Source organism: Caballeronia ptereochthonis, assembly GCF_001545075.1.
GTDB classification, from domain to species: domain Bacteria; phylum Pseudomonadota; class Gammaproteobacteria; order Burkholderiales; family Burkholderiaceae; genus Caballeronia; species Caballeronia ptereochthonis.
The window spans coordinates 160,883-183,505 of sequence record NZ_FCOB02000008.1; the positions used below are offsets into that span (position 1 = coordinate 160,883).

General features: G+C 65.0%; 24 protein-coding genes and 1 pseudogene. 15 read left to right on the forward strand and 10 right to left on the reverse strand.

The genetic code is table 11. The features are described from left to right. Positions 1 to 422 precede the first annotated feature (422 nt). The 3 genes from AWB83_RS10725 to AWB83_RS10735 are packed head-to-tail and all read right to left on the reverse strand — an operon-like array spanning position 423 to position 2,643. Positions 423 to 1,202: an ABC transporter ATP-binding protein gene (locus tag AWB83_RS10725; protein ID WP_087045047.1), complete on the reverse strand. Its 780-nt coding sequence runs from the start codon at positions 1,200 to 1,202 to the stop codon at positions 423 to 425. 25 nt (positions 1,203 to 1,227) lie between these two features. Further along, entirely contained in the window at positions 1,228 to 1,941 is a 714-nt protein-coding gene (locus tag AWB83_RS10730) for an ABC transporter permease (RefSeq protein ID WP_087045049.1), read from the reverse strand. A 15-nt stretch (positions 1,942 to 1,956) separates the two neighbouring features. Next, complete coding sequence (locus tag AWB83_RS10735) at positions 1,957 to 2,643, reverse strand: ABC transporter permease (RefSeq protein WP_087045190.1); 687 nt, start codon at positions 2,641 to 2,643, stop codon at positions 1,957 to 1,959. Positions 2,644 to 3,178: 535 nt separating this feature from the next. Between AWB83_RS10735 and AWB83_RS10740 the strand changes: the two genes are divergently transcribed. After that, positions 3,179 to 3,877, forward strand: a complete 699-nt coding sequence (locus AWB83_RS10740; protein WP_087045051.1) for a pirin family protein — start codon at positions 3,179 to 3,181, stop codon at positions 3,875 to 3,877. A 75-nt stretch (positions 3,878 to 3,952) separates the two neighbouring features. On the opposite strand, the gene AWB83_RS10745 is transcribed toward AWB83_RS10740, so the two are convergent. Then, positions 3,953 to 4,558: a Spy/CpxP family protein refolding chaperone gene (locus AWB83_RS10745; protein WP_087045053.1), complete on the reverse strand. Its 606-nt coding sequence runs from the start codon at positions 4,556 to 4,558 to the stop codon at positions 3,953 to 3,955. Positions 4,559 to 4,780: 222 nt separating this feature from the next. Between AWB83_RS10745 and AWB83_RS10750 the strand changes: the two genes are divergently transcribed. Together AWB83_RS10750 and AWB83_RS10755 are read left to right on the forward strand one after the other, a co-directional pair. Continuing rightward, positions 4,781 to 5,503 carry a response regulator gene (locus AWB83_RS10750; RefSeq protein WP_087045055.1) on the forward strand — a complete coding sequence of 241 codons (723 nt, stop codon included), beginning with the start codon at positions 4,781 to 4,783 and terminating at the stop codon, positions 5,501 to 5,503. Then, positions 5,487 to 6,827, forward strand: coding sequence for an ATP-binding protein (locus AWB83_RS10755; RefSeq protein ID WP_087045057.1), 1,341 nt, complete (start codon positions 5,487 to 5,489; stop codon positions 6,825 to 6,827). Before AWB83_RS10750 ends, AWB83_RS10755 begins: the two co-directional genes overlap by 17 nt. Positions 6,828 to 6,860: 33 nt before the next feature. Here the strand turns inward: AWB83_RS10755 and AWB83_RS10760 are convergent, their stop codons facing one another. The 3 genes from AWB83_RS10760 to AWB83_RS10770 all read right to left on the reverse strand — a co-directional run bounded on the left by AWB83_RS10760 (position 6,861) and on the right by AWB83_RS10770 (position 9,158). Further along, positions 6,861 to 7,124 (reverse strand): hypothetical protein, encoded by a 264-nt coding sequence (locus AWB83_RS10760; protein ID WP_016344740.1) that lies wholly within the window; start codon positions 7,122 to 7,124, stop codon positions 6,861 to 6,863. 134 nt (positions 7,125 to 7,258) lie between these two features. Continuing rightward, positions 7,259 to 8,944: a sensor domain-containing diguanylate cyclase gene (locus AWB83_RS10765; RefSeq protein WP_087045059.1), complete on the reverse strand. Its 1,686-nt coding sequence runs from the start codon at positions 8,942 to 8,944 to the stop codon at positions 7,259 to 7,261. Between the two features lie 22 nt (positions 8,945 to 8,966). Further along, positions 8,967 to 9,158 (reverse strand): hypothetical protein, encoded by a 192-nt coding sequence (locus AWB83_RS10770; RefSeq protein WP_087045061.1) that lies wholly within the window; start codon positions 9,156 to 9,158, stop codon positions 8,967 to 8,969. 514 nt (positions 9,159 to 9,672) lie between these two features. Between AWB83_RS10770 and AWB83_RS10775 the strand changes: the two genes are divergently transcribed. The 4 genes and pseudogenes from AWB83_RS10775 to AWB83_RS10790 all read left to right on the forward strand — a co-directional run bounded on the left by AWB83_RS10775 (position 9,673) and on the right by AWB83_RS10790 (position 13,595). Then, positions 9,673 to 11,436 (forward strand): ABC transporter permease, encoded by a 1,764-nt coding sequence (locus tag AWB83_RS10775; protein ID WP_087045062.1) that lies wholly within the window; start codon positions 9,673 to 9,675, stop codon positions 11,434 to 11,436. Between the two features lie 12 nt (positions 11,437 to 11,448). Next, a complete protein-coding gene (locus tag AWB83_RS10780; RefSeq protein WP_167389098.1) occupies positions 11,449 to 12,804 on the forward strand; it encodes an ABC transporter ATP-binding protein in 1,356 nt (451 codons plus the stop codon). 174 nt (positions 12,805 to 12,978) lie between these two features. After that, positions 12,979 to 13,149: pseudogene (locus AWB83_RS37155) on the forward strand (type II toxin-antitoxin system HicA family toxin); the annotation flags it as partial. A gap of 44 nt (positions 13,150 to 13,193) precedes the next feature. After that, positions 13,194 to 13,595, forward strand: a complete 402-nt coding sequence (locus AWB83_RS10790) for a type II toxin-antitoxin system HicB family antitoxin (protein WP_087045066.1) — start codon at positions 13,194 to 13,196, stop codon at positions 13,593 to 13,595. A 63-nt stretch (positions 13,596 to 13,658) separates the two neighbouring features. Here AWB83_RS10790 and AWB83_RS10795 read toward each other — a convergent pair whose 3' ends face one another. From AWB83_RS10795 to AWB83_RS10805, 3 genes are all read right to left on the reverse strand, one after another. Next, complete coding sequence (locus AWB83_RS10795; protein ID WP_087045068.1) at positions 13,659 to 14,183, reverse strand: hypothetical protein; 525 nt, start codon at positions 14,181 to 14,183, stop codon at positions 13,659 to 13,661. Beyond that, entirely contained in the window at positions 14,180 to 14,734 is a 555-nt protein-coding gene (locus AWB83_RS10800) for a hypothetical protein (RefSeq protein WP_087045070.1), read from the reverse strand. Before AWB83_RS10800 ends, AWB83_RS10795 begins: the two co-directional genes overlap by 4 nt. 325 nt (positions 14,735 to 15,059) lie before the next feature. Further along, positions 15,060 to 16,127, reverse strand: a complete 1,068-nt coding sequence (locus tag AWB83_RS10805; RefSeq protein ID WP_087045072.1) for a sigma-54 interaction domain-containing protein — start codon at positions 16,125 to 16,127, stop codon at positions 15,060 to 15,062. A gap of 589 nt (positions 16,128 to 16,716) precedes the next feature. Here AWB83_RS10805 and AWB83_RS10810 point away from each other — a divergent pair. The 8 genes from AWB83_RS10810 (at position 16,717) to AWB83_RS10845 (ending at position 22,584) form a co-directional block, all read left to right on the forward strand. Further along, entirely contained in the window at positions 16,717 to 17,064 is a 348-nt protein-coding gene (locus AWB83_RS10810; protein WP_087045074.1) for a hypothetical protein, read from the forward strand. A 74-nt stretch (positions 17,065 to 17,138) separates the two neighbouring features. Further along, positions 17,139 to 17,456, forward strand: coding sequence for an ElaB/YgaM/YqjD family protein (locus tag AWB83_RS10815; RefSeq protein ID WP_087045076.1), 318 nt, complete (start codon positions 17,139 to 17,141; stop codon positions 17,454 to 17,456). 116 nt (positions 17,457 to 17,572) lie between these two features. Further along, the gene (locus AWB83_RS10820) at positions 17,573 to 17,809 is read left to right on the forward strand and encodes a hypothetical protein (protein ID WP_087045078.1); all 237 of its coding nucleotides are present in this window, start codon (positions 17,573 to 17,575) and stop codon (positions 17,807 to 17,809) included. 357 nt (positions 17,810 to 18,166) lie between these two features. Beyond that, entirely contained in the window at positions 18,167 to 19,570 is a 1,404-nt protein-coding gene (locus AWB83_RS10825; RefSeq protein WP_087045080.1) for a sigma-54-dependent transcriptional regulator, read from the forward strand. A 238-nt stretch (positions 19,571 to 19,808) separates the two neighbouring features. Continuing rightward, on the forward strand, positions 19,809 to 20,000 hold the full coding sequence (locus tag AWB83_RS10830) for a hypothetical protein (protein ID WP_087045082.1): 192 nt from the start codon (positions 19,809 to 19,811) through the stop codon (positions 19,998 to 20,000). Between the two features lie 231 nt (positions 20,001 to 20,231). Continuing rightward, positions 20,232 to 20,468 (forward strand): hypothetical protein, encoded by a 237-nt coding sequence (locus AWB83_RS10835; RefSeq protein ID WP_087045195.1) that lies wholly within the window; start codon positions 20,232 to 20,234, stop codon positions 20,466 to 20,468. Between the two features lie 192 nt (positions 20,469 to 20,660). After that, entirely contained in the window at positions 20,661 to 22,109 is a 1,449-nt protein-coding gene (otsA, locus tag AWB83_RS10840) for an alpha,alpha-trehalose-phosphate synthase (UDP-forming) (protein WP_087045083.1), read from the forward strand. Positions 22,110 to 22,236: 127 nt separating this feature from the next. After that, a complete protein-coding gene (locus AWB83_RS10845; RefSeq protein ID WP_087045085.1) occupies positions 22,237 to 22,584 on the forward strand; it encodes a chemotaxis protein in 348 nt (115 codons plus the stop codon). Positions 22,585 to 22,623 lie beyond the last annotated feature (39 nt).

A 22,623-nucleotide genomic window follows, 5' to 3' on the forward strand; every position in this document is an offset into this window, starting at 1 on the left:
TGGGCGCGAACCTGACGCCGATCGTTCGATCAGTGTCGTTCCTCAGTTTCTTTTGGACTTTTGAAGTAAAACTACTTTTTGCGAACTTCGTTTTGGTACTTTGGTTACCAATTTAACAAATTACGTTATAGCCGCCAAAGGAAATTGAAGATCCGCGTTTATCTGTGTCAAAAATGCAATGCCCATGTGGTAAGCACGCTACCCACAGGATGGGAAACACCCCGCAAAGCCTTATGGCATCAGCCCTTTAGCGCAATGTAAGTTTCAGGGTCAGGTTTGTCGCCTATTGACGTGGGCGTGTCATGGCGCTAGGTCGGAGAAGGGCGGGGAACAGGTCGGTACGACGACGCCCGGGCGCAAAAAAAGCGCCTCGCGGGCGCCTTTTCTGGAGTGGAAGGTTGCTTCGGCAGCCGCCCCTGCGGCTACTTGAGGCTGCCCGAGAGGAATTGCTTCAGTCGCTCGCTCTTCGTATTGCCGAACACCGTATCGGGGTGACCTTCCTCCTCGATGCGCCCCTGATGCAGAAAAACCACGTGATTCGACACGTTGCGCGCGAACGCCATCTCGTGCGTGACGACGATCATCGTGCGCCCTTCCTCGGCGAGCGTCTGCATTACCTTCAGCACTTCGCCGACGAGCTCCGGGTCGAGCGCGGAGGTCGGTTCGTCGAAGAGCATGACATCGGGATGCATCGCGAGCGCGCGCGCAATGGCTACGCGCTGCTGCTGACCGCCCGACAGATGCGACGGATACTGCTTCTCCACGCGCGGCGCGAGGCCGACCTTCTCGAGATAAGTGCGCGCGCGCTCCTCGGCTTCCTTCTTCGAGAGCCCGAGCACGTTGACGGGCGCCTCGATCACGTTCTCCAGCACGTTCATGTGCGACCACAGGTTGAAGTGCTGGAACACCATCGACAGCCTGGAGCGCATCTGCCGCAGCTGCTTCGGGTCCGCCACCTTCAGTGCGCCGGTCTTGTCCTTCATCGTGCGGACTTCGTCGCCGTCGACGAAGATGCGCCCCCGGTTCGGCTGCTCCAGGAAGTTGATACAGCGCAGCATCGTGCTCTTGCCCGAGCCGGACGAGCCGATGATGCTGATCACGTCGCCGGCTTTCGCCTTGAGCGAGACGCCTTTCAGAACTTCGTTGCTGCCGTACTGCTTGTGAATGTCGTCGACGAAAAGCTTGTGCTTCTGGGAATTCATGAACGGTCCTTGGGCTGCGATGGACTTATTTGCCTTGCGGCCGCAAGTACGCCAGCCAGCGATGCTCGGCGCGGCGGAACAGCCACACGAGCGCGAACGAAATGCAGAGATAGAGCAGGGCGGCGATGCCGAACGCCTGGAACGACTGATATGTCGCCGAGTTCACGTCGCGCGCGATCTTGAGGATGTCCGGCACGGTCGCCGTGAACGCGACGGTCGTGGCGTGCAGCATCAGAATGACTTCATTGCTGTAGTACGGCAGCGCGCGGCGCAGCGCCGAAGGCAGGATCACCCGGCGATACAGCGTGAAGGCGGACATGCCGTACGCGCGCGCGGCTTCGATCTCGCCGTAGGGGGTCGCCTTGATCGCGCCGGCGAAGATTTCGGTGGTGTACGCGCAAGTGTTCAGCGTGAACGCGAGCAGTGTGCAGTTCATGCCGTTGCGGAAGAATTCGTTCAGCAGCATGTGATCGCGCACGACTTGCAAACTGTACAGACCCGTATAGCAAAGCAGCAGCTGCACGTAGAGCGGTGTGCCCCGGAACACATAGGTATAGAGCCAGACGGCGCGCGAAAGCAGCCTGTTCTTCGACACGCGCGCCACCGCGAGCGGCACCGACAGACAAAAGCCCAGGCCGATGGAGACGACCAGCAGCCACATCGTGATCGCGAGACCGGTGATGCGGTAGCCGTCGGTGAAGAGGTAGTTCTTCCAGTATTCCTGGATGATTTCGATCATGAGTTCCGCCGCTCGTTATAGGTCAGCCTTGCGCACGCCGATGGAATAGCGCCGCTCCAGCCAGATCAGCACGAGATTCGAGATCGTGGTGATCGCGAGATAGATCGCGCCCGCGAGAAGCGTGAAGAAGAAGAAACGCAGCGTGCCCTTGCCCGCGTCCTGCGAGGCCTTGACCACGTCCGCGAGGCCGATGATCGAGACGAGCGCCGTCGCCTTGACCATCACCTGCCAGTTGTTGCCGATGCCCGGCAGCGCGAAGCGCATCATCTGCGGGAACATGATTCGCGAGAAGGTCTGCCAGGGCGTCATGCCGTAGGCCGCGCCCGCTTCGAGCTGGCCGCGCGGTACCGAGAGGAACGCGCCGCGGAACGTCTCGGTGAAGTACGCGCCGTAGATGAAGCCCAGCACGAGAATGCCGGCGAGGAAGGGGTCGATGTCGATCTGATCCAGATTGAGCAGATCGGTCAGCTGGTTGAGCCAGATTTGTATGCTGTAAAAGAGCAGCAGCATCAGCACGAGGTCGGGCACGCCGCGGATGAGCGTCGTGTAGACGGTGCCGACACCCGACGCCAGGCGGTTTTTCGACAGCTTCGCCGCCGCGCCGAGGAGGCCGATCACGAAGGCGAACGCGAGCGACAGCACCGCCAGCTTGACGGTCTGCCAGGTGCCCGCAAGGATCAGCGGACCGTAGCCTTGCAACATGGTGATTCCTTGATAAGGTGCCGAATGTGCGACGAACGCGGCGCGCGGCGGTCGTTCGCGCAAGATGTTCCGCCAGTCCATGCCCGGACGGCCGCGCCCGTGGATGACGGCGCCGCGCGCGATGCGAATGGTCTCATGTCTCTCCTCAGCCGGTTGCGCCTTGCCCCGCGCGATCGGCTGTCCCGCCCCGGCCGTCTCCGGCTTCATGGCCGGCGGTCGGTATTCTAGATGGCCAAAATTGCGGGCCGCCGTTGCTGCTAACCCTGCTGCCGCGCGACTCCCGTGTCGCCGCAGCCCGGTTTTGCCGGCTTCCCCCGGCGCCACGACGCGCCGTGCAACGCAACGGCCGGCGATCGCCGCCCCGAAAAGCGCGGTATTTTACCCGAACGCAGCCTGCGCGCGGGCGACAAGCCGGAAGCGTCCGATTACACGCATGGGCGGAACGATGTAGTGCCGCGGCGCGCGTTGTTCCAGAGGGGCCGCGCCCTTACATTGTGTCCATAGCAAATCAACGCCTTGGGCGGGAGCAAACATCATGTTCGAAATTCGCCGCAGCAAAGAACGGGGTCACGCCAACCACGGCTGGCTCGATTCGTACCACACCTTTTCCTTCGCGGACTACTACGATCCGGAGCACATGCACTTCGGCGCGCTGCGCGTCATCAACGAAGACCGCGTGGCGGGCGGCCAGGGCTTCGGCGCGCACGGTCACCGCGACATGGAAATCGTGAGCTACGTGCTCGAAGGCGCGCTCGCGCACCGCGACAGCATGGGCAACGGCTCGACGATCCGTCCCGGCGACGTGCAGCGCATGAGCGCGGGCACCGGCGTGCGTCACAGCGAGTTCAACGGATCGCCGACGGAAACCGCGCATTTCCTGCAGATCTGGATCATTCCGGATGCGCCGGGCGGCGCGCCGGGCTACGAGGAAAAGCGCTTCACGCCCGAGGATAAGCGCGGCCGCCTGCGCCTGATCGCTTCGCCCGGGGGCGACGAAGGATCGGTGAAGATCGGCGCGAACGCGCGTATCTTCGCGGGTCTCTTCGACGGCGGCGAGCGCGCGGACTTCGACGTGCCGGCGGGCCGTCGCGTCTACGTGCACGTGGCGCGCGGCGCGGTGAGCGTAAACGGCGAGGCGCTCGGCGCCGGCGACGCCGCGAAGATCGAGGACGTGTCGAAGGTCACGCTCGAGAAGGGCGACAACGCGGAAGTGCTGTTGTTCGACCTCGCGTAAGCCGTAAGGCTCAAGCATGAAAAAGCCGCGGAGCTGATGGCTCCGCGGCTTTTTCTTTTGCCCAAACCCCGCCGCTTACGGCTTCGCGGTGGCCGACGCGCCCGCCGCCGCGCCCGGCGCAGCATTCGCGCCGTCCGCAGCGCCATGGTGCTTGCCCCAGCGTTCATGCATCCGGTGCTCGTGCTCGCGCATCGTCGCGAAGTGCTTCTTGAGCGCGGTGCTGACCGTCGTCTTCTGCTGGTCGTTCAGCGCGTTGTAGAAGTTGAGCCACGCGGTCGCGGTCTGCTCGCGCAGTTGCGCGTTCTGCTCCTCGAGCTTCTGGTGCGCGGCGTGCATCGCGTTCAGATCGAGGATCGGCTGGCTCTCCATCGACTTGAACTGCTCGCGCATCTGCTCGTGGCTCTCGCGCATCGCCTGATGGTTCTGCTTCATCGTGGTGAGCGCCGTCTGCCAGAGCTTCTCCTGATCCGCGTTGAGCTTCAGCTGGCCGTGCAGCTGGTCCAGTTGCTTCTGCATGCGCATTTCCATACGATGCCCGCCCGGACCGCCGTGGCCGCCCATCATGGCCGGGCTGCCCGCGGGCGGCGGAGGCGGCGCGTCGTTCGTGGCGGCGTGCGCGGCGCCGAAGGTAAGCGCGATCGCGGCAGCGGCGGCGGTGAGAATGCGGTATTGCTTGGACATCTTGGTACTCCCTTATTGATTGTCGAAGCCGAAACGCGAGGCTCGTGGTGGTCTTGCGCTTGTCGGTGAGACACAGCGTAGAGGCTCCGGAAGCCGCCCGTGTTACGGCATGCGCGATGCTTGTTACGCCGGTTTACGTGCCGCTTTCGTCGTAACACCCGGTAACCCTTTGCGGAGCGGATGCCGCCAATCCCGCCTGACTCACGCGCTAAACTCCATCCCATGACTACGCAAATACTTGTCGTCGACGACGACGCCGAACTGCGCGACCTTCTGCGCGACTATCTGGTCCGGCAGGGCATCGAGGTATCGGTGCTGCATGACGCCGGTGGACTCGAACGCCGCATCGAACGCGAGCGTCCCGACCTGATCGTGCTCGATCTGATGATGCCGGGCGTCGACGGCCTGACCGCGCTCAAGCAACTGCGCGCATCCGGCGACGACATCCCCGTCATCATGCTGACCGCACGCGCCGACGACGTGGACCGCATCGTCGGGCTGGAGCTGGGTGCGGACGATTACCTCGGCAAGCCGTTCAACCCGCGCGAGCTGCTCGCGCGCGTGCAGGCCGTGCTGCGCCGCCGCCGCACGATTCCGTCCGCCGCGCCCGAGCAGCGCGAGCCGTATGCGTTCGGCCGCTTCCGGCTGGATTTCCAGTCGCGCACGCTGCAGCACGACGACAAACCCCTCACGCTCTCCGGCAGCGAGTTCGCGCTGCTCAAGATCTTCGTGAACAACCCGATGCGCACACTCACGCGCGAGCGCCTGCTCGAACTGCTGCACGGCCCGGAATACGACGGCACCGACCGCGGCATCGACGTGCAGGTGTGGCGCCTGCGGCGCATCCTGGAGACCGATCCGTCGGCGCCGCGCTTCATTCAGACGGTGCGGGGGCGCGGGTATGTGTTCGTGCCGGACGGCGAGCAAAATGCGCCGGGCAATTGATACGCTGTTCGGGCGGCTGGTCGTCATCGTCATCGGCATGCTGGTGCTGTCGCATGTCGCGTGGTTCGCCATCATCCGCTTCGAGCGCGACAGCGTGCAGACGCGCTTCGCCGTCGAGGAAGCCATCTTTCTCGTCGAGGCGGTGCGCCAGCACATCACCAATACGCCGGATCAACCCCTGCCGCCGCGCGTGCGCGTCGTCGCCCTGGACAGCACCGAAGTGCCCAGGCCGCCCGACGAGAACACGCCGCCGCCGCTGCAGCGCTTCGTCGAGGACCTGAAGGACCGCCTGCCCGACGGCACCGACGTGCGCCTGAACGAGCCCGGCGGGCCGCCGAGCGTGTGGGTGCACGGCGCGAAGGACACCGGCTGGATCGTCGTGCCGGTGCAGCCGCTGCGGCCGCCGCGCTCGCGCGACCGCATGCTCGTATGGCTCGCGCTGATCTTCTCCACCGCCGTGCTCGCCGCGCTGTTCGGCGCGTGGCAGCTGCAATCTCCGCTGCGCGCGCTGGCGCAGGCGGTGCAGCGCTTCGGACGCGGACAGCCCACGCCGGTCGTGCCCGAGCGCGGCCCGCGCGAGCTGCGGCAGCTGACCCACGGCTTCAATCAGATGGTGCGCGAAGTCGCGCAGACGGAGAACGACCGCGCCGTGATGCTCGCGGGCGTCGCGCACGACCTGAAGACGCCGCTCGCGCGCCTGCGCCTGCGCGCCGAGATGATGGACGACGACAAGATGCGCGACGGCGTCGTGCGCGACGTCGGTTCGATGGCGCATATCGTCGATCAATTCCTGGTGTTCGCGCACGATCGTCCGGACGGCAGCGAGCCCGTCGCGGTGGATCAGCAGTGCGAGCGCGTCGCGCGGGCGTACCGGGCGGTGTCGCCCGCGGCCGAGCCGGTGCGCCTGAGTCTCGAGGCCGGCCCGACCTTCGCGTTGCCTGCGGCGACGCTGGACCGCATTCTGTCGAACCTGCTCGACAACGCGCATGCATACGGCGCGCCGCCGGTCGTCATCGAGACGCGGCGCGGCGCCAGCGGCTGGGTGTTGCGGGTGTCGGACCACGGCAAGGGCATCGCGCCGGACGATCTCATCAAGGCGAGCCGGCCGTTCGTGCGGCTCGACCCGGCGCGCGGCGGCAGCGGCCATAGCGGGCTGGGGCTCGCGATCGTCGAGCGCCTCGCGCGGCGCGCGGGCGGCGAGTGCGAGGTCCGCAATCGCCCCGACGGCGGCCTGCAGGTCGAGATGACCTTTCCCTTCGACATCGCCACGCGGCCGACCGCCGAACGGCGCGCCGGCCCGCAGCAGGAAGAGCGCGCCCTGTAGCGGCGCGCTTTTTTGCTGGAAGCGCGGCGGCGCTCAGTCGAACAGTGTTTCGAGCGCCGACGCCGCTTCGCTGTCCACCGTGTTGTACGTCACTGTCGATGCCTCGAAGATGTAATGCGTCGTGTACTTCCCGAGACGCGAGAGGATCTCGTCCTGGATCACCTCGGGGGCGAGGTCGATCTTCAGGAACCACGTCGTCGACGAGAGCCGCGTCTGGAACGAGCCATACTCGGCGAGCAGGTGGTCGAACGTTTCAGCGTCCTGATCGCGGCACACGATGACCAGATTTCCCTTCATGCAATCCTCCGATTGAGGCCAGCGGCATTCGATATCGAACATCGATGATACCTGCGGGATGCCCTCGCGTCGCGACATGCGCATGACCGTGCCGTGACGTGGCGCAATGATGAAGGGCGATGACTGCCGCGGCCTTATCTGCCCGCGAGCGAGTTTTCCGGATACCGCGTGGGCGGCGCCGGATCGGCGGGGCGCACTTCGCTGCGGTCGCGCCCGCGCGATTTCGCCTCGTAGAGCGCCAGGTCGGCGCGGGAGAGGATCCACTCGAGCGCGTCGTCGGGCGCGAGCTCGGTGATGCCGATGCTGACCGACAGCGCCGCGTCCTCGGGCAGATGCGCGCAGTGCTCGTGGTGAAAGCGCTTGCGCAGGCGCTCCAGTACGGCTTGCGCATCGGCGAGCGCGGTCTGCGGCAGGAGGATGCCGAACTCCTCGCCGCCGAGCCGGCCGATCGCATCGCTCGGACGCAGCTGCGCGCGGCACACCTCGACGAAATGCTCGAGCGCCCGGTCGCCGGACGCATGGCCGAAGCGGTCGTTGATCTGCTTGAAGTGATCGAGATCGGCGATGGCGACGGAAAGCGGCGTGCCGACCGAACGCGCGAGCTCCACTTCGTGGCGCAGCGTGTCGAGGAAGTAGCGCCGCGACAGGGCGCCCGTCAGCGCATCGTGGCGCGCCTCGGCCGAGAGCAGCGTGTTGGCCGATTGCAGCTGTTCGGCGAGATCGCGCGTCGCGCGGTGCAGACGCCGCTCGCGCGAGTACGACGTCGCGATCACGATGGCGAGCGTCACGACGCCCAGCATCGTCAGGAACACGAGGAAGCGGTCGCGGCTATGGTTGCGGCTGATCTCCGGCCAGCTCGTGAGCGGGTGGACGATATGCGCCGAGAGTCCCGAGTTCAGACCGGTGCGCTCGTCATACAGCGAGGGCACGTTGCTGCCGTTTGCGGCGTAGAAGGTCTGCGCGAGCGCGGGCGCGAGCCAGTGCTCGGAGGCGCGCATCTGCTCGCCGATGTGCGATATGCGCAGCTGCGGAAACGACTCGCGCCGGTAATGCTCGACGCGCTCGCGCTCCGTCATGCGCGCGACGGGCGCATCGGGCATCGCCTGGTATTCGAGCCGGCCGTCGTGCGCCATCACGACGACGCCGTTCTCGTCGGTCACGAAGGTGCCGGCGCGCGACACCCAGTGCCGCAGCCGGTCGATGCTCACCTTGGCGATCACCGCGCCGACGAGAAAGCCGTCCTGATAGGCGGGCGCCGCGATGAAGATGCCCGGCTCGGCCGAGAGCCGTCCCACGCCGTACATCTCGACGAAGCCGCCGAGCAGCGCCCGCGCGACGTAGGCGCGCCCGCTCATGTCGTAGCCGATGAAGCTGTTCGCGTCATTGGCGTTGCTCGACGCAATGCAGTAGCCCTTGTCGTTGACGAGCCAGATCGAGTCGAGGCCGGAGAAGCCCTGGGCGTCGTGCAGGAAGTGATTCACCCTTTCGAGCGCGGGGCGCGAACTCCACTTGGTGCGCCTTTCGAGTTCCGTCGCGTCCGGCTTCGAGGCATAATTCCGCGACTCCGCCAGGGCGCGCTGCGTGAGGTCCATCTGCGCGAGCGTGGCGGGAATGGCGCGCGACATCGCGAGATCGCTCGCGATGATCTGCGCCATGTTGTCGACGATCGACGCCGCCATCTGGCGCTCGGTGCGCACCGTCGCCGTCATCTCCTGTTGTACCATGCGGTCCGACAGCAAGCCGGCGGCAAACCAGCACGTGAACGCCAGCACCGCGAGGCCGAGCGTCGCGATCACACGGTGCAGGATGAGCTTGTTCATCGGTCTCGGGCAGGGTTGAAAGTCACGCCGCACGCGAGCGGCGTGCGCCGCTCCAGTCATGCGAACCCGTTTGACCGAACCATGCAAGGCAGGCGCGCGGCTTGCAGCGCGTGATGCCTGCCGCCGCGCGGCTCACCCGCGCACCGGGGCGGCGGACATGGCACAGACGGTCTTCCGGCTCGGATCTGGCGTCACGCATCGCATCGGCGCTCATTTTATTGTTCGTGATAAGCCAAGATTGGACGATGTTTTTTGCCGCCTATCAAGCGCCTTGTTGCGGCGGACGACGTGCTTCCAACACAAGCGACGCACGACGCCGACCGCGCCGTTCGCCTCGCCGCATGGCCCGGTCGTACTGAAGCCAAACTGAAAGGGATCGAACGCGCGCGGGTGCCGATCACACTCGACGCGGGGCGCCCCTTCATTTTGCCTTTGCCGTGCCGAAGAGCAACAGAAACATCGCACGAATGGGGCGCGTCGGCGCATGGAGGTTGTGCCTGTCACATTGGTTGGTGTAGTGTCGCTCGGTTCAGCGCGGGGATCCTCTAGTGCGGCGACTGCCTGGCGCCGTTATCGGGCTGAACGTGTCGTCGTTTTGACGGCGGCGTGCGTTGAGCATGTGGCCGCACCGGGCAAAGGCTTCTTGCCCGCCGGACGGCGCGCTTGCCGTCTCAAGCAATATCCCGCGCTCGCGCGGTCGGAACAGAGCCTTACGGGGAGGGCCTTGCATGGAATTTGGTTTCAATCTGAATCGCACGGCGAATGCGTCGGCCTGGCGGATCCTGCCCAATCGCTGGGACTTCGTCGCGTTCCCGATGATCATCTGCATGATCGCGCTCGCCGCCGTCGGTTTTCACGAGACGCTGGCGCCGATCTCGACATTGCAGTCGCAGGCGATCTCGCTCGACCCCGCGAATCTCCCCGAATACGCGTTGCGCACGACGCTGCGCATGCTGGCCGCGATGGTCGCGTCGCTCGCCTTCACGCTGATCTACGGCACGCTCGCGGCGAAGAGCCGGCGCGCGTCGATCGTGCTCGTGCCGATCCTCGACATCCTCCAGTCGGTGCCGGTGCTCGGCTACATCTCCTTTACGGTCACCTTCTTTCTCGCGCTGTTCCCCGGGCGCGTGATCGGCGCGGAGTGCGCCGCGATCTTCGCGATCTTCACGAGCCAGGCGTGGAACATGACCTTCAGCTTCTACCAGTCGCTGCGCACGGTGCCGCGCGATCTGGACGAAGTCTCGCGCGGCTTTCACCTCACCAACTGGCAGCGTTTCTGGAAGCTCGAAGTGCCATTCTCGATGCCCGGCCTCATCTGGAACATGATGATGTCGATGTCGGGGGGCTGGTTCTTCGTCGTGGCGTCCGAGGCAATCACGGTCGGCAACCGCACGATCGTGCTGCCTGGCATCGGCGCATATCTGGCGACCGCCATCGGCGAGCGCAACCTCTCCGCGATCGGCTGGGTGATTCTCGCGATGATCGTCGTCATCCTCGCCTACGATCAGCTGATGTTCCGGCCGCTCGTCGCGTGGGCAGACAAGTTCCGCATGGAGTTCACGAGCTCGGGCAACGAGCCGTCGTCATGGCTGCTCGACCTGATCCGCCGCACGCGCCTGATTCACAGGCTGCTCGTGCCGGCGGGATGGCTTCTCGCGAAGGCGGCGCGCGTGCCGATCAGGCTGCCTTCGCTGCAGGGCGCGCTGGAGAACGTCGGGCTGCCGCTGCGGGCGAAGGTGCCGTCCACGCGCGCGGGCGATATCGCGTGGGGCACGGTCGTGCTGCTGATCACGGTGTTCGTCGTATGGAAGGTCGTGTCGTTCGTCGCGACGGGCGTCACCTGGGGCGAGGTCGGTCACGTGTTCCTGCTCGGCTTCCTCACGCTGTTGCGCGTGGTCGTGCTGATCGCGATCGCATCGGTGGTCTGGGTGCCCATCGGCGTGATGATCGGCCTGCGCCCGGCGCTCGCCGAAAAGATCCAGCCGCTCGCGCAGTTCCTCGCCGCGTTCCCGGCGAACCTGTTGTTTCCGGTGTTCGTCGTCGTCATCGTGCGCTGGAACCTGAACCCGGACATCTGGCTGTCGCCGCTCATCGTGCTCGGCACGCAGTGGTATATCCTCTTCAACGTGATCGCGGGGGCGTCCTCCTATCCGAACGACTATCGCGAGGCCGCAACCAATTTCCAGATCCGCGGCTGGCAGTGGTGGAAGAGCTGCATGCTGCCGGGCATCTTCCCGTACTACATCACCGGCGCGATCACCGCCTCGGGCGGCGCGTGGAACGCGAGCATCGTCGCGGAGGCGGTGTCGTGGGGGAAGACGGAGGTCGTCGCGCACGGCCTCGGCGCCTACATCGCCCAGACGACCGCCGCGGGCGATTATCCGAAAATCATTCTCGGCATCGCCGTGATGTCCCTGTTCGTCACGCTGTTCAACCGACTGTTGTGGCGCCCGCTATACGCCTACGCCGAAGCAAGACTTCGGCTGGATTGAGGACGAGTTCCGATGCAGAACCTGAAAACTACGCAGACGTCCGCTGCACAAGGCTTCCAGCGCCCGCAGGGCACGCCTCCGCGGCTCGGCGCGGAAATCCTGCGCGTGCAGAACGTGAGCCGCGGCTTCAACAAGACGCAGGGCGAGCTGCTCGTGCTCGACGATGCGAACCTGTCGCTGCGCGAAGGGGAGATCGTCGGTTTGCTCGGGCGGTCCGGCTCGGGTAAATCGACGCTCTTGCGCATCATCGCCGGGCTGATCGAGCCGACGGCGGGCGAGGTCACCTACCTGAACGAGCCGTTGCGCGGCCCCGCGAAGGGCGTCGCGATGGTGTTCCAGACCTTCGCGCTGTTTCCGTGGCTGACCGTGCTGCAGAACGTGGAAGCCGGTCTGGAAGCGCAGGGCGTGGGCGCGCGCGAGCGGCGCGAACGTGCGCTTGCCGCGATCGACCTGATCGGTCTCGACGGCTTCGAGAACGCCTATCCGCGCGAGCTGTCGGGCGGCATGCGCCAGCGTGTGGGCTTCGCGCGGGCGCTGGTCGTCGATCCGACGCTCTTGCTGATGGACGAGCCGTTCTCCGCGCTCGACGTGCTGACCGCCGAAAACCTTCGTACCGATCTGCTCGATCTGTGGACGCAAGGGCGCATGCCGATCAAGTCGGTGCTCATCGTCACGCACAACATCGAAGAGGCGGTCTTCATGTGCGACCGCATTCTCGTGCTGTCGTCGAATCCGGGCCGCGTGATGGCCGAGATCAAGGTGCCGTTCAAGCATCCGCGCAACCGTCTGGATCCGGCGTTCCGGCGCCTCGTCGACGACATCTACGCGAAGATGACCGCGCGCCAGATGGATGAAGCGAAGAAGAAGGGGCTCGAGCTCGGGAGCTGGCTGCCGTCGGTGTCGACCAACCTGATGGCGGGTCTCATCGAAACGCTCGCCGCCGAGCCATATCACGGCCGCGCGGACATGCCGGAAATCGCGCGCACGCTGCATCTCGAGGTGGACGAGCTGTTCCCGATCGCGGAAGTGCTGCAGCACCTCGGTTTCGCCGATGTGCGCGAGGGCGACATCTTCCTCACGCCGCAGGCCCGCGTGTTCGCCGAGTTCGGCACGCAGGAGCGCAAGATGATGTTCGCGGAGCACCTGCTGCGGCACGTGCCGCTGGCCGCGCGGATCAAGAAGGTGCTCAACGAGCGGCCGGGGCATCGTGCGCCGCGGGTGCGCTTCGAGCAGGAGCTGGAGGATTTCCTCTCCGACAAGGCCGCGCAGGAGACGCTCGACGCGGTCATCGACTGGGGGCGCTACGGCGAAATCTTCTCGTATAACGATCAGACGGAGATGCTGAGTCTGGAGGATGTGGAGGCTTGACGGTTTCGTCCGAGTCGAGCGCGCAGCGCGGTTTTCCGGAGACGGGAACCGCGCTTTTTCATTTGGGACTGGCCGTTTGGCCGACTGTCGTCGGAACGCGACGTGCCGTAACTTTCTCGTCTTGAAGATCATTGCTCCGTGTGTAAAACTCCACACGGAGCATTCGGAGACGAGATGGACTCATCGCGCTTGATACGAATGCTTTTGGATGACGGCTGGGTGCTCGTACGCATCAAGGGCAGTCATCATCATTTCAGACATCGCAGCAAGAACAGTCGTGTAACGGTCACTCATCCCAAGAAGGACGTGCCTATCGGCACGGTCCGGGCGATCCTGAAAAGAGCGCCGGATGCTCAACCGACTGTACTCGTCGTAACGGAGCATCGGACATGGAATTTGCCATTGCCATTCATAAAGATCCTGAGAGCGTCTACGGTGTGATCGTGCCGGACGTACCCGGAGTATTTTCTGCGGGGGATACGGTCGATCAGGCGATCCGGAACGCCAGGGAAGCGATCCTCTTCCACGTCTCATCGATCCTTGAAGACGGAGAGGAAGTGACCATCAATTCGTCATCGATCGAGGATCTCATTGGCAACCCCGACTACGAGGGTGCCATCTGGGCATTCGTCGAAGTCGACCTGTCGAAGCTCGACTCGCGGCCGGAGCGCATCAACATCAGCCTTCCGCGTTTCGTCCTGCACAAGATCGACAGTTATGTCGAAGCACGCCACGAGACTCGCAGCGGATTTCTCGCGCGCGTCGCGCTGGAAGCGATCGCGAACGGTTGAAGCGATAAAAAAGCGCCCTGTCCGCGAGGGACACGGCGCTTTCCACGTTCGAGCCACGGGAGCCTACTGCAAGCTTCCCCACCGCTCGACCGCGGGCTCCGCCGACGCCCACTTCCACCCGCTCGACTGCTGGCAGGCCGTCGCGACGAACCAGTCCGCATGCGCCTTCGGATCGTCGCCGTCGACGACGGAGAATGCGAACTCCTTGCAATTCGCGAGCGCGTTGCTGAACTCGCGCAGCACGCGCACCTCGCCATGGCCGTTCTCGACCGGCAGCGTGTGCTTCACCTTCCAGGGCCGCGTCTCGCCGACCGTCATCGTGCCTGCCGTCACCGCGATCATGATCTGCTGATCCTGATGCAGCGATTTCATCGTGCGCTTCACGGCCTCGTCGGTGGCGGCCTGCACCGCGATGCCCACGCCGAAGCCGATCGCCGGATTTGTCGTGACCGCACCCGTCGCCACGCCCGCCACCGCACCGGTCGCGGCGCCGATCGACGCGCAGCCGCTCATCGTCACGCATGCCGCGGCGCCCGCCGCGATGAAGCCGAGACGCAGCGCCAGGGGTACGCCAAAAGGCGCCGTCATTGCAACGAGCCCCAACGCGGCGTCGCCGGTTCGGCCGACGCCCATTTCCACTTGTTGCCGTCGCGGCAGACGGAGGCCACGTAGAAGGCGCTGTCGGCGGCTCGGTCCTGGGTCGCGTCGCGGTCGACGGAAAACACGATCTCCTTGCAGTCGAGTACGCCGCTGCTGATCGTGCGGCTCACGGTCACGCGGCCTTTTTCGTCGTCCTCGATCGGCACCGAGTGCACGACTTTCCACGGGGCGACCGCGCCGACCGCGAGCGGACCGGCGACGGAGGCGATCTGGTCCTGCGTATCGGTATGGATGACGCGCTGCGTGTACTGCACGCCCGCCTTGGCCGCCGCGACCGCGCCGAGGCCGATGCCCGTCGCGACTGCCGCATTGCTGGTGACGCTGTTGGCTACCGCCGCGCCCGCGATACCGGCGCCGGCCGTCGCGCCTTCGCCATAGAGGGAGTTGCATCCCGTGAGGCTTGCGCAAGCGACGACGCCCGCGATGATCGCGGCGAGCGCCGCGGCGCGCGGGCCACGCCCTTGGACCCAGATCTGCATGTTGCTCGTTTCCTTCGTCTACCGGTTCCCGACGCTTGCCATCGGGTTCTCGAATCTTTTCAGGTGCTCGAATCTGCTTGAAGTTTCGCCGCCAGAACGCCGCCCGGCAACGCGAAGAGGCGCGCAAAACCAGGTGGCATTCAACCGTTTCGCGGCTTCGCGCATTTTGAAGCAAGCCTCTAATTACGGGGCTGTGAAAATTGCAAGAAATTGCAAGCGAAGGGAACGCGTTGCGCCTGGCGCATCGATCGCGGCCAAGAAAAAAGCGAACGCGGCCATGGGCGTTCGCTTCGCTATCGTGCAGACGGGCGGGCAGGCAGGCGCGTCAGCCTTCGTTGTTCTGCGACGTATCGCGTGCGTCCGTGTCCTCGTTTTCGTAGGCGCCGAGGCGGTTGTACAGGGTCTTCAGGCTTACGCCGAGCGCCTTCGCCGCGCGCCGCTTGTCGCCGCCGCAGTGCTTGAGCGTGCCGAGGATGATCTGCTTCTGCGCATCGGCGAGCGGCGTGCCGACCCAGACGTTCATCGCGTCGCCCTGCGTGACCGGCTTCTTCACGCGTGACGCGAGATGCGGATGCGCGATCTCCACCGTCTTCTCCGCGAGAATGAACGCGCGATAGACCGTGTTCTTCAGCTCGCGCACGTTGCCGGGCCACGAATAGGTGCGCAGCACGTCGAGCGCGCGCTTGCTGAACGCCTTGCTCGTGCCTTCCTGCGCGTTCATTTCCGCGAGGAAATGCTGCGCGAGCAGCTCGCGGTCCGAATCGCGCTCGCGCAGAGGCGGCGCGCGCAGCGGGAACACAGCCAGGCGATACATCAGATCCTCGCGCAAGCCGTTTTCCTTGACCGCCGCCACCGGATCCCGGTTGGTCGCCGCGATCACGCGCACGTCCGAGCTGATGAGGTCGTTGCCGCCGACGCGAAAGAACGTGCCCGTCTCGAGCGCCCGCAGGAGCTTGACCTGCCGCACGGGCGACATTTCGGTCACTTCGTCGAGGAAGAGCGTGCCGCCGTTGGCGTGCTCGAAGTAGCCGACGCGCCCCTGCACCGCGCCCGTGAAGCTGCCTTTCTCGTGGCCGAAGAGCTCGGCTTCGATGAGATTGTCGGGAATCGCGCCGCAGTTCACCGCGATGAACGGCGCATCCCGGCGCGCGCTTTGGTCGTGGATGGTCCGGGCGATGAGCTCCTTGCCGGTGCCCGACTCGCCGATGATGAGCGCGGTCGCGTCGGTCGCGGCGACGCGTTCGATTTGCGCGTACAACTCCTGCATCACGGGCGACGAGCCGTAGAGCAGTCCGTAAGACTTCAAGCCCGGCACTTCTCCCGCGTTGCGCTTTTTCTGCGCCGGGGCATCGCCGACCGCAACGGGCGGCGGATCCAGATCGGTTGACGCCATGTGTCCTGATGTGTCCTGAGTGCTTGCGAATGTGGTGGTCGGGCGGCGGTCTTCGGCGCGCGTCGGCGGATCCGGGTTGCGGCAGGTCGGCGCCGCGAGCGGCGCAGTGGCGAGTGACCGCGCGCATGGCATGTGACGCGCCGTGGCGCGCTGCCCGCCGTGCTCACGATGCACGTGAGCCGCTCTCCCTGATCGTGCGTCGGTTCAGGATCGTCTGCCCGGCGCGGCCGGATCGTTGCAAACGAGCCTATCTCATAAACGCTATTTAACCATTCGCAACGACCTTGCGGCAATGCGCGGCCCGGAAGCGGCGCAATTTGTCCGATCGGCGTGGAGCGCTGCGCGCGCATCCGGAAAGGTTCGCCGCGCACGCAGAGAATTTACAAGGCGACGGCGTAATTGTTACCCGTTCGACAGGTCCGCGATGCGGCAGCGCGGTGTTTCGACTCGCGCGAACATTTCCTGCACACGAGTCATCGGTTGTGGCATGAAAGCTGCGTGATGGTTGGCAGAGCTTATTCGAAAGTGCCGCCGGCAAGCCTGCATCAACGGCGCAGGCACGAGGACGGGCGAGAGAGGCAAAGGCATCATGGAAGATTTCTTCAATTTCGACGTCGCCGCGCACGAGCGCGCCAGGACCGCGCGACGGACTTGCGCGCCGTACGTGCACGGATCGCGCGGCGATCGGCAGGAACTCGCGGCGGGCGAACCGATCGACATTTATCATTGGGCCGCGGTCGCGTTGGTGACTGCGCTCATGTGCGCGGTGCTAGGCTATGCCGCAGGTACGGCCGCGCTCGCGCGCGCCGCGAACGTGACGAGCCTCGTGTTCGGCACGATGGGCGGCGCGCTGGTGGCGAGCGGCGTCGTGCGCAGCCTGCGCGCGCGCGTCGCGGCGGGCGCGCGTCTCGCCGTACCCGTCGGCAAGACGCACTGACGGCACAGACGCGTGCGTGCCGGTTCGCATCGGCCTCGTACGCATGGACCCCACTTAGGCGAGGACTTCCCTACATGAGTCAGACGACTGTCCAGCTTGCGTTGGGCAAGCAAAAGATCATCGAAGACATCAAGGTGCTGCTGAACGATTCGGAAGAGTTGCTGCGACTCTCGGCGTCGCTGCCCGGCGAAGGTGTCGACGCGCTTCGCTCGCGGCTGCGCGAGCATCTCGATTCGGCCCGCGTCGCGCTGGAAGACGCGCAGGCGAATGCGCAGAGCCGCTACCGCACGGGCATCGACTGCACCGAGAAGTACGTCAAGGAAAATCCCTGGCAATCGCTCGGCATCGCGGCGGGCATCGGCTTTCTGGTGGGTCTGCTGGTGTCCCGATGATTTTTTCGCCGCTTTCCTGCCGGTTTCTTGCCGGTTTTTGCCTGCGGCACGGCAAATCGCGGTGACCGCCGTTTTGCGGCGCCATCGAATTTTCATGACCATGGGAGAGAACACAAATGGCACGGTCTTCGATCGGAATCTTCGGCGCGTTGTTCGCAGTCGGCAGCGTGCTTGCCTGGAAATGGGTGCAATCGCAGGACGCCGCAGGGCGGCGCACGGCGCGTGACCTGAGCCGCTGGGAAGACGAGGGCGGCAAGGTGCTGACGCCCGCCGGTGGCGAGAGCACACACGCCGTCAATGGCCATGGCGCGGTGGGCGGCACCGCCGACGCGTGGCATTTCCCGCGCAGTTGAAACCGCAGGCGCAAATAGCCTGAAAGGCGAGGTGAATGCCTCGACCAGTTGGCGTATTTGATGATGCGGCCAATGAAACGCACGCTTTGCCAGCGTGCGTTTTTATCTTGATAAACGCTTATAATCAGTGCGAATCTGCCATAAGTTGTGTAAATGGAAAAACTTACGGCGGTTTCAGGCCAAGCGTGCAGAACATCGGAAATTATTTTGATTTTTCGCGGATTTTACGGCCCGTCGGCGAATTGAAGCGGACGCCGCCGTGAATCCCATCGGCCCGTGCGGCAGCGACCGGACGGAGACGACCACGCCAGTGTCAGGCGTGTGATCCTGAAACGCTTTGGAAGAATTCGAGACGCAATGCCACACGTATTGATTGTCGATGACGATCCCAGTACCCGCGAGGCGCTAGCCGCGATCATCGGCGAAGACGGACTGACGACGGCCACGGCCAGCGATTTGCGCGAGGCGCGCATCCAGCTCGTGCGGCAGACGCCGGACGTCGTGTTCACCGATCTGAAGCTGCCCGACGGCACGGGCGTCGACCTGTTCGAGGATCTCGACCCGCGCTCGGGCGTCGAGGTGATCGTCATCACCGGTCACGCGACGGTGGAATCCGCCGTCAGCGCGCTCAAAATGGGCGCCGCCGACTATCTGGTCAAGCCGATCAACATGCAGCGCGTGAAGGCGATTCTTTCGCGCCTGCCGCGCGCCGGCGACCTGAAGGCCGAGATCGGCACCTTGCGCGGCGAGCTGCGCCGCATGGGCCGCTTCGGCCTGATGCTCGGCAATTCGCCCGCCATGCAGATCGTCTACGACCAGATCGGGCGCGTCGCGCCGACCGCCGCGTCCGTGCTGCTGATCGGCGAATCCGGCACCGGCAAGGAAGTCGCCGCCCAGACGCTGCACGAGCTCAGCCTGCGCCGCAAGCATTCGTTCATCGCGGTGAACTGCGGCGCGATTTCGCCGAACCTGATCGAATCCGAGATGTTCGGGCACGAGCGCGGCTCGTTTACGGGCGCGGATCGCCAGCACAAAGGCTATTTCGAGCGCGCGAACGGCGGCACGCTGTTCCTCGACGAAATCACCGAGATGCCGATCGAGCTTCAGGTGAAGCTCCTGCGCGTGCTCGAGACGGGCATGTTCATGCGCGTCGGCACGACCAAGGAAATCGAGACGGACGTGCGCCTGATCGCCGCGACCAACCGCGATCCCGAGCAGGCGGTGCTCGAAGGCAAGCTGCGCCTCGATCTCTATCACCGCCTGAACGTGTTCCCGATCAACTTGCCGCCGCTGCGGGAGCGGGGCAAGGACGTCGAGCTGCTCGGGCAGGCGTTCCTCGACGAGCTCAACAACCGCTACGGCACGAAGAAGGTGTTTCCGTCCGCCGTGCGCGAGATGCTGGCCTCGTACAACTGGCCCGGCAACGTGCGCGAGCTGAAGAACTACGTGCAGCGCGCGTACATCATGTCGGCGTCCGATTCGGACAGCACGGCGACGGTGCCGCTGCAGATCTCGCTCTCGAAGCCTTCGGCGGGCACGGCCGTGACGATTCCGTTCGGCACCTCGCTCGCGCAGGCCGACCGGCAGCTCATTCTCGCGACGCTCGACCAGTGCGGCGGCGTGAAGACGCGCGCCGCCGAAATCCTCGGCATCAGCCTGAAAACGCTCTACAACCGGCTCGTCGAGTACGGCGAGGACGCGCACAAGGCGGCGGTCGGGGAGAGCGGAGAGGTGAGCGAGTCCGACAGCGAAAATCCCTGAACTTCGCTTATCTTTAGACGAAAACGACGCCTGCAGCTCGCAAAAGCGCAGGCGTTTTTCATTGGCAGGCGCGTTTTCTACGCCGATAATGTGACAGGAAGAAAACGAACGGAAGGATCCGAGGGGCATGCCCCTTGCTGCCTGTGAGTGACATCCCGAGATGACATCCGCGCGTAGCGCGAAGGCGCCGGTGCCAAGGTGAGGGAAAGTACGATCACAAGACCGCAAGGAGCCCGTCATGTCCGATTGCCGTATTGAAGCACAGACGCCGCAGCCGCCGGACCCGCCGGTGACGCCGCCCGATGAGCCGCCGCCCACGCCGATTCCGCCCGACACGAATCCGGATCCGACGCGCGAGCCGCCGGAGCCGCCGTCGCAGCCAATCGGCGATCCGCCGCCCGGGCCGGGCGATACGCCGCACGTGTATTGAGGCAGGACGCAGTGAAAGACGCTGGACTGCAGACGTTGGACAATGCCCAGAATTCGTGCAAGGTTTGAAGAAGTTTCCATCCCGGAAGTAGGGATTACAACGGATAACGCAATAATGACCGGCGACACGTATTGTCGCCGGTCGTTTTTTCTGAAACTGCGCTCACCGAAGCGCAACGGGTCCGACGCCGCCGACGTCACTATCGCGACGGCCTTCTTCTCTGGAGGCATCATGAGGCATCCCGCACTTCGACGCTCCGCGCGTCACTCTTCCAAGCGCGAAGCGCGCGCCGAGGCCGCCAAGGCAGCCGACGCGCAGACGGCGTCCGCGCCGCCCGCCGATCACGATCCCGCCGGTCAGAACCGCCCTGCGCCTGGCGCTCCGCCCGACGGGGAGCATAACCAGGGCGGCGTGCGTCGCGAGGGAATCGACTACCAGCGCGACCTCGGATCCGAGCAGGACGCGTGATTTCAGCCGGTCCGCAATCCGGCCAAAAAGAACAAAAATTTCTACGCGACGTGCGGTTGTCGCGTGTTTTCGTTCGTCCGTAACATCCACATACATATTTTTATTTACGAATAGCAACAAAACGGCACAACTTTTGCATACCCTTGAGCGCCAATTCGAGCATGCAACGACAACTGATGAGGTGATGCTGTAATGAGCAGATTGATCGTGGTATCGAATCGCGTCGCGCCGATCCAGGAAGGCAAGCCCAGTGCGGGCGGTCTCGCGATCGGCGTTCTGGACGCGCTCAAGGAGACGGGGGGCGTGTGGTTCGGTTGGAGCGGCGAGATCGTCGGCGAGTCGGGCGCGCCCGTCGTGGAGAAGGGCGGCAAGGTGACCTACGCGACCGTGGGGCTCACGCGCCGCGATTACGACCAGTACTACCGGGGTTTCTCGAACGCCACGCTGTGGCCGACCTTTCACTATCGCAACGACCTCTCGCGCTTCGACCGCGAGGAGTACGCGGGCTACATGCGCGTCAACGGGAGCCTGGCCGCGAAGCTGAAGACGCTTCTCAAGCCCGACGACATCATCTGGGTGCACGACTATCACATGCTGCCGTTCGCGCAAGAGCTGAGAAAGCTCGGCGTGGCAAATCCGATCGGTTTTTTCCTGCACATTCCGTTTCCGGTGCCGGAGATAATGCGCACGGTGCCGCCGCACGAGGAACTGATCGCGGCGATGTGCCAGTACGACGTCGTCGGCTTCCAGACGGAAAGCGACAAGCAGTCGTTCATCGATTACGTGGAGCGCACGAGCCGCGGCCATTTCAGCGACGACGGCATGCTGCAGGCGTTCGGCCGCATGCTCAAGGTCGGCGCGTACCCGATCGGCATCTATCCGGAGGCCATCGCCAAGTCGGCCGAGCAGTTCTCCGACCGCAAGCAGGTGAAGAGCCTGCGCGACAGCATGCGCGGGCGCAAGCTCATCATGAGCGTCGACCGTCTCGATTACTCGAAGGGACTCGTCGAGCGCTTCCAGGCGTTCGAGCGGCTGCTCCTCAACGCGCCGGGCTGGCATGGCCGCGTGTCGCTCGTGCAGATCGCGCCGCCGACGCGCGCGGACGTGCAGACCTACCAGCGCATCCGCCAGAACCTGGAGGGTGAAGCGGGGCGCATCAACGGGCGCTTCGCGCAGCTCGACTGGACGCCGATCCAGTATCTCAACCGCAAGTACGAGCGCAATCTGCTGATGGCGCTGTTCCGCCTCTCGCAGGTCGGCTATGTGACGCCGCTGCGCGACGGCATGAATCTGGTCGCGAAGGAATACGTCGCGTCGCAGGATCCGGCCGATCCGGGCGCGCTGGTGCTCTCGCAGTTCGCGGGCGCGGCCGATCAGCTGCCGGGCGCGCTCGTCGTGAATCCGTTCGATCTCTCGCAGATGTCCGAGGCGCTGGAGCGCGCGCTGTCGATGCCGCTCGCCGAGCGGCAGGCGCGTCACGCCGACATGATGGCGCCGCTGCGCGAGAACAATCTCTCGGTCTGGCGCGATTCGTTCCTGTCGGACTTGCGCAGCGTCGCGACGGCGACATCGGTCACGGAAATGACCGTCAAGACGGTGAAGGGCGCGACGGAAGCGAAGCGCCCGGCGGCGAAGGCCTGAAGCCGCGCTGAAACTCGTCGCACACATCGACCCGCGTTTCGGGAGAAGCGCGGGTTTTTTGCGCTCATCGGCCCGCGTCCGCGGAACGAGACTTGCGAACTCGTCATGGACACGAACGAAGGAGGTCATGATGAGCGGAAGCACACTGAACCCGCCGGAAGACGACGGCGCGGAATACGGCAAGGGACACGGAACGGGCGCGCTCGGCCCGAGCGACTCGTCGGACAGCGGCTCGGACGTGCAGGGCGAAAAGCGCTATCCGGGCGAGATCGAGGACGAACTCGATGCGCACGCCCTCGGCCAGTCCGAAGGCGAGCTCAATAGCGACACGGACCGCTTCGGCACGGGCGAAGCGGCATCGGCGGACGGCGACAATCATCTCGAACCGGACGCCGACATCCTGCCCGACGAAATCGCGGACGAAACGCGCGGCCTGGCCGACGAGGACGCCGAACCGGACGCGGACCAGCCCTGATTCGCTCTCAACGACGCAGTTCCGACGCGGCGCGCTCCG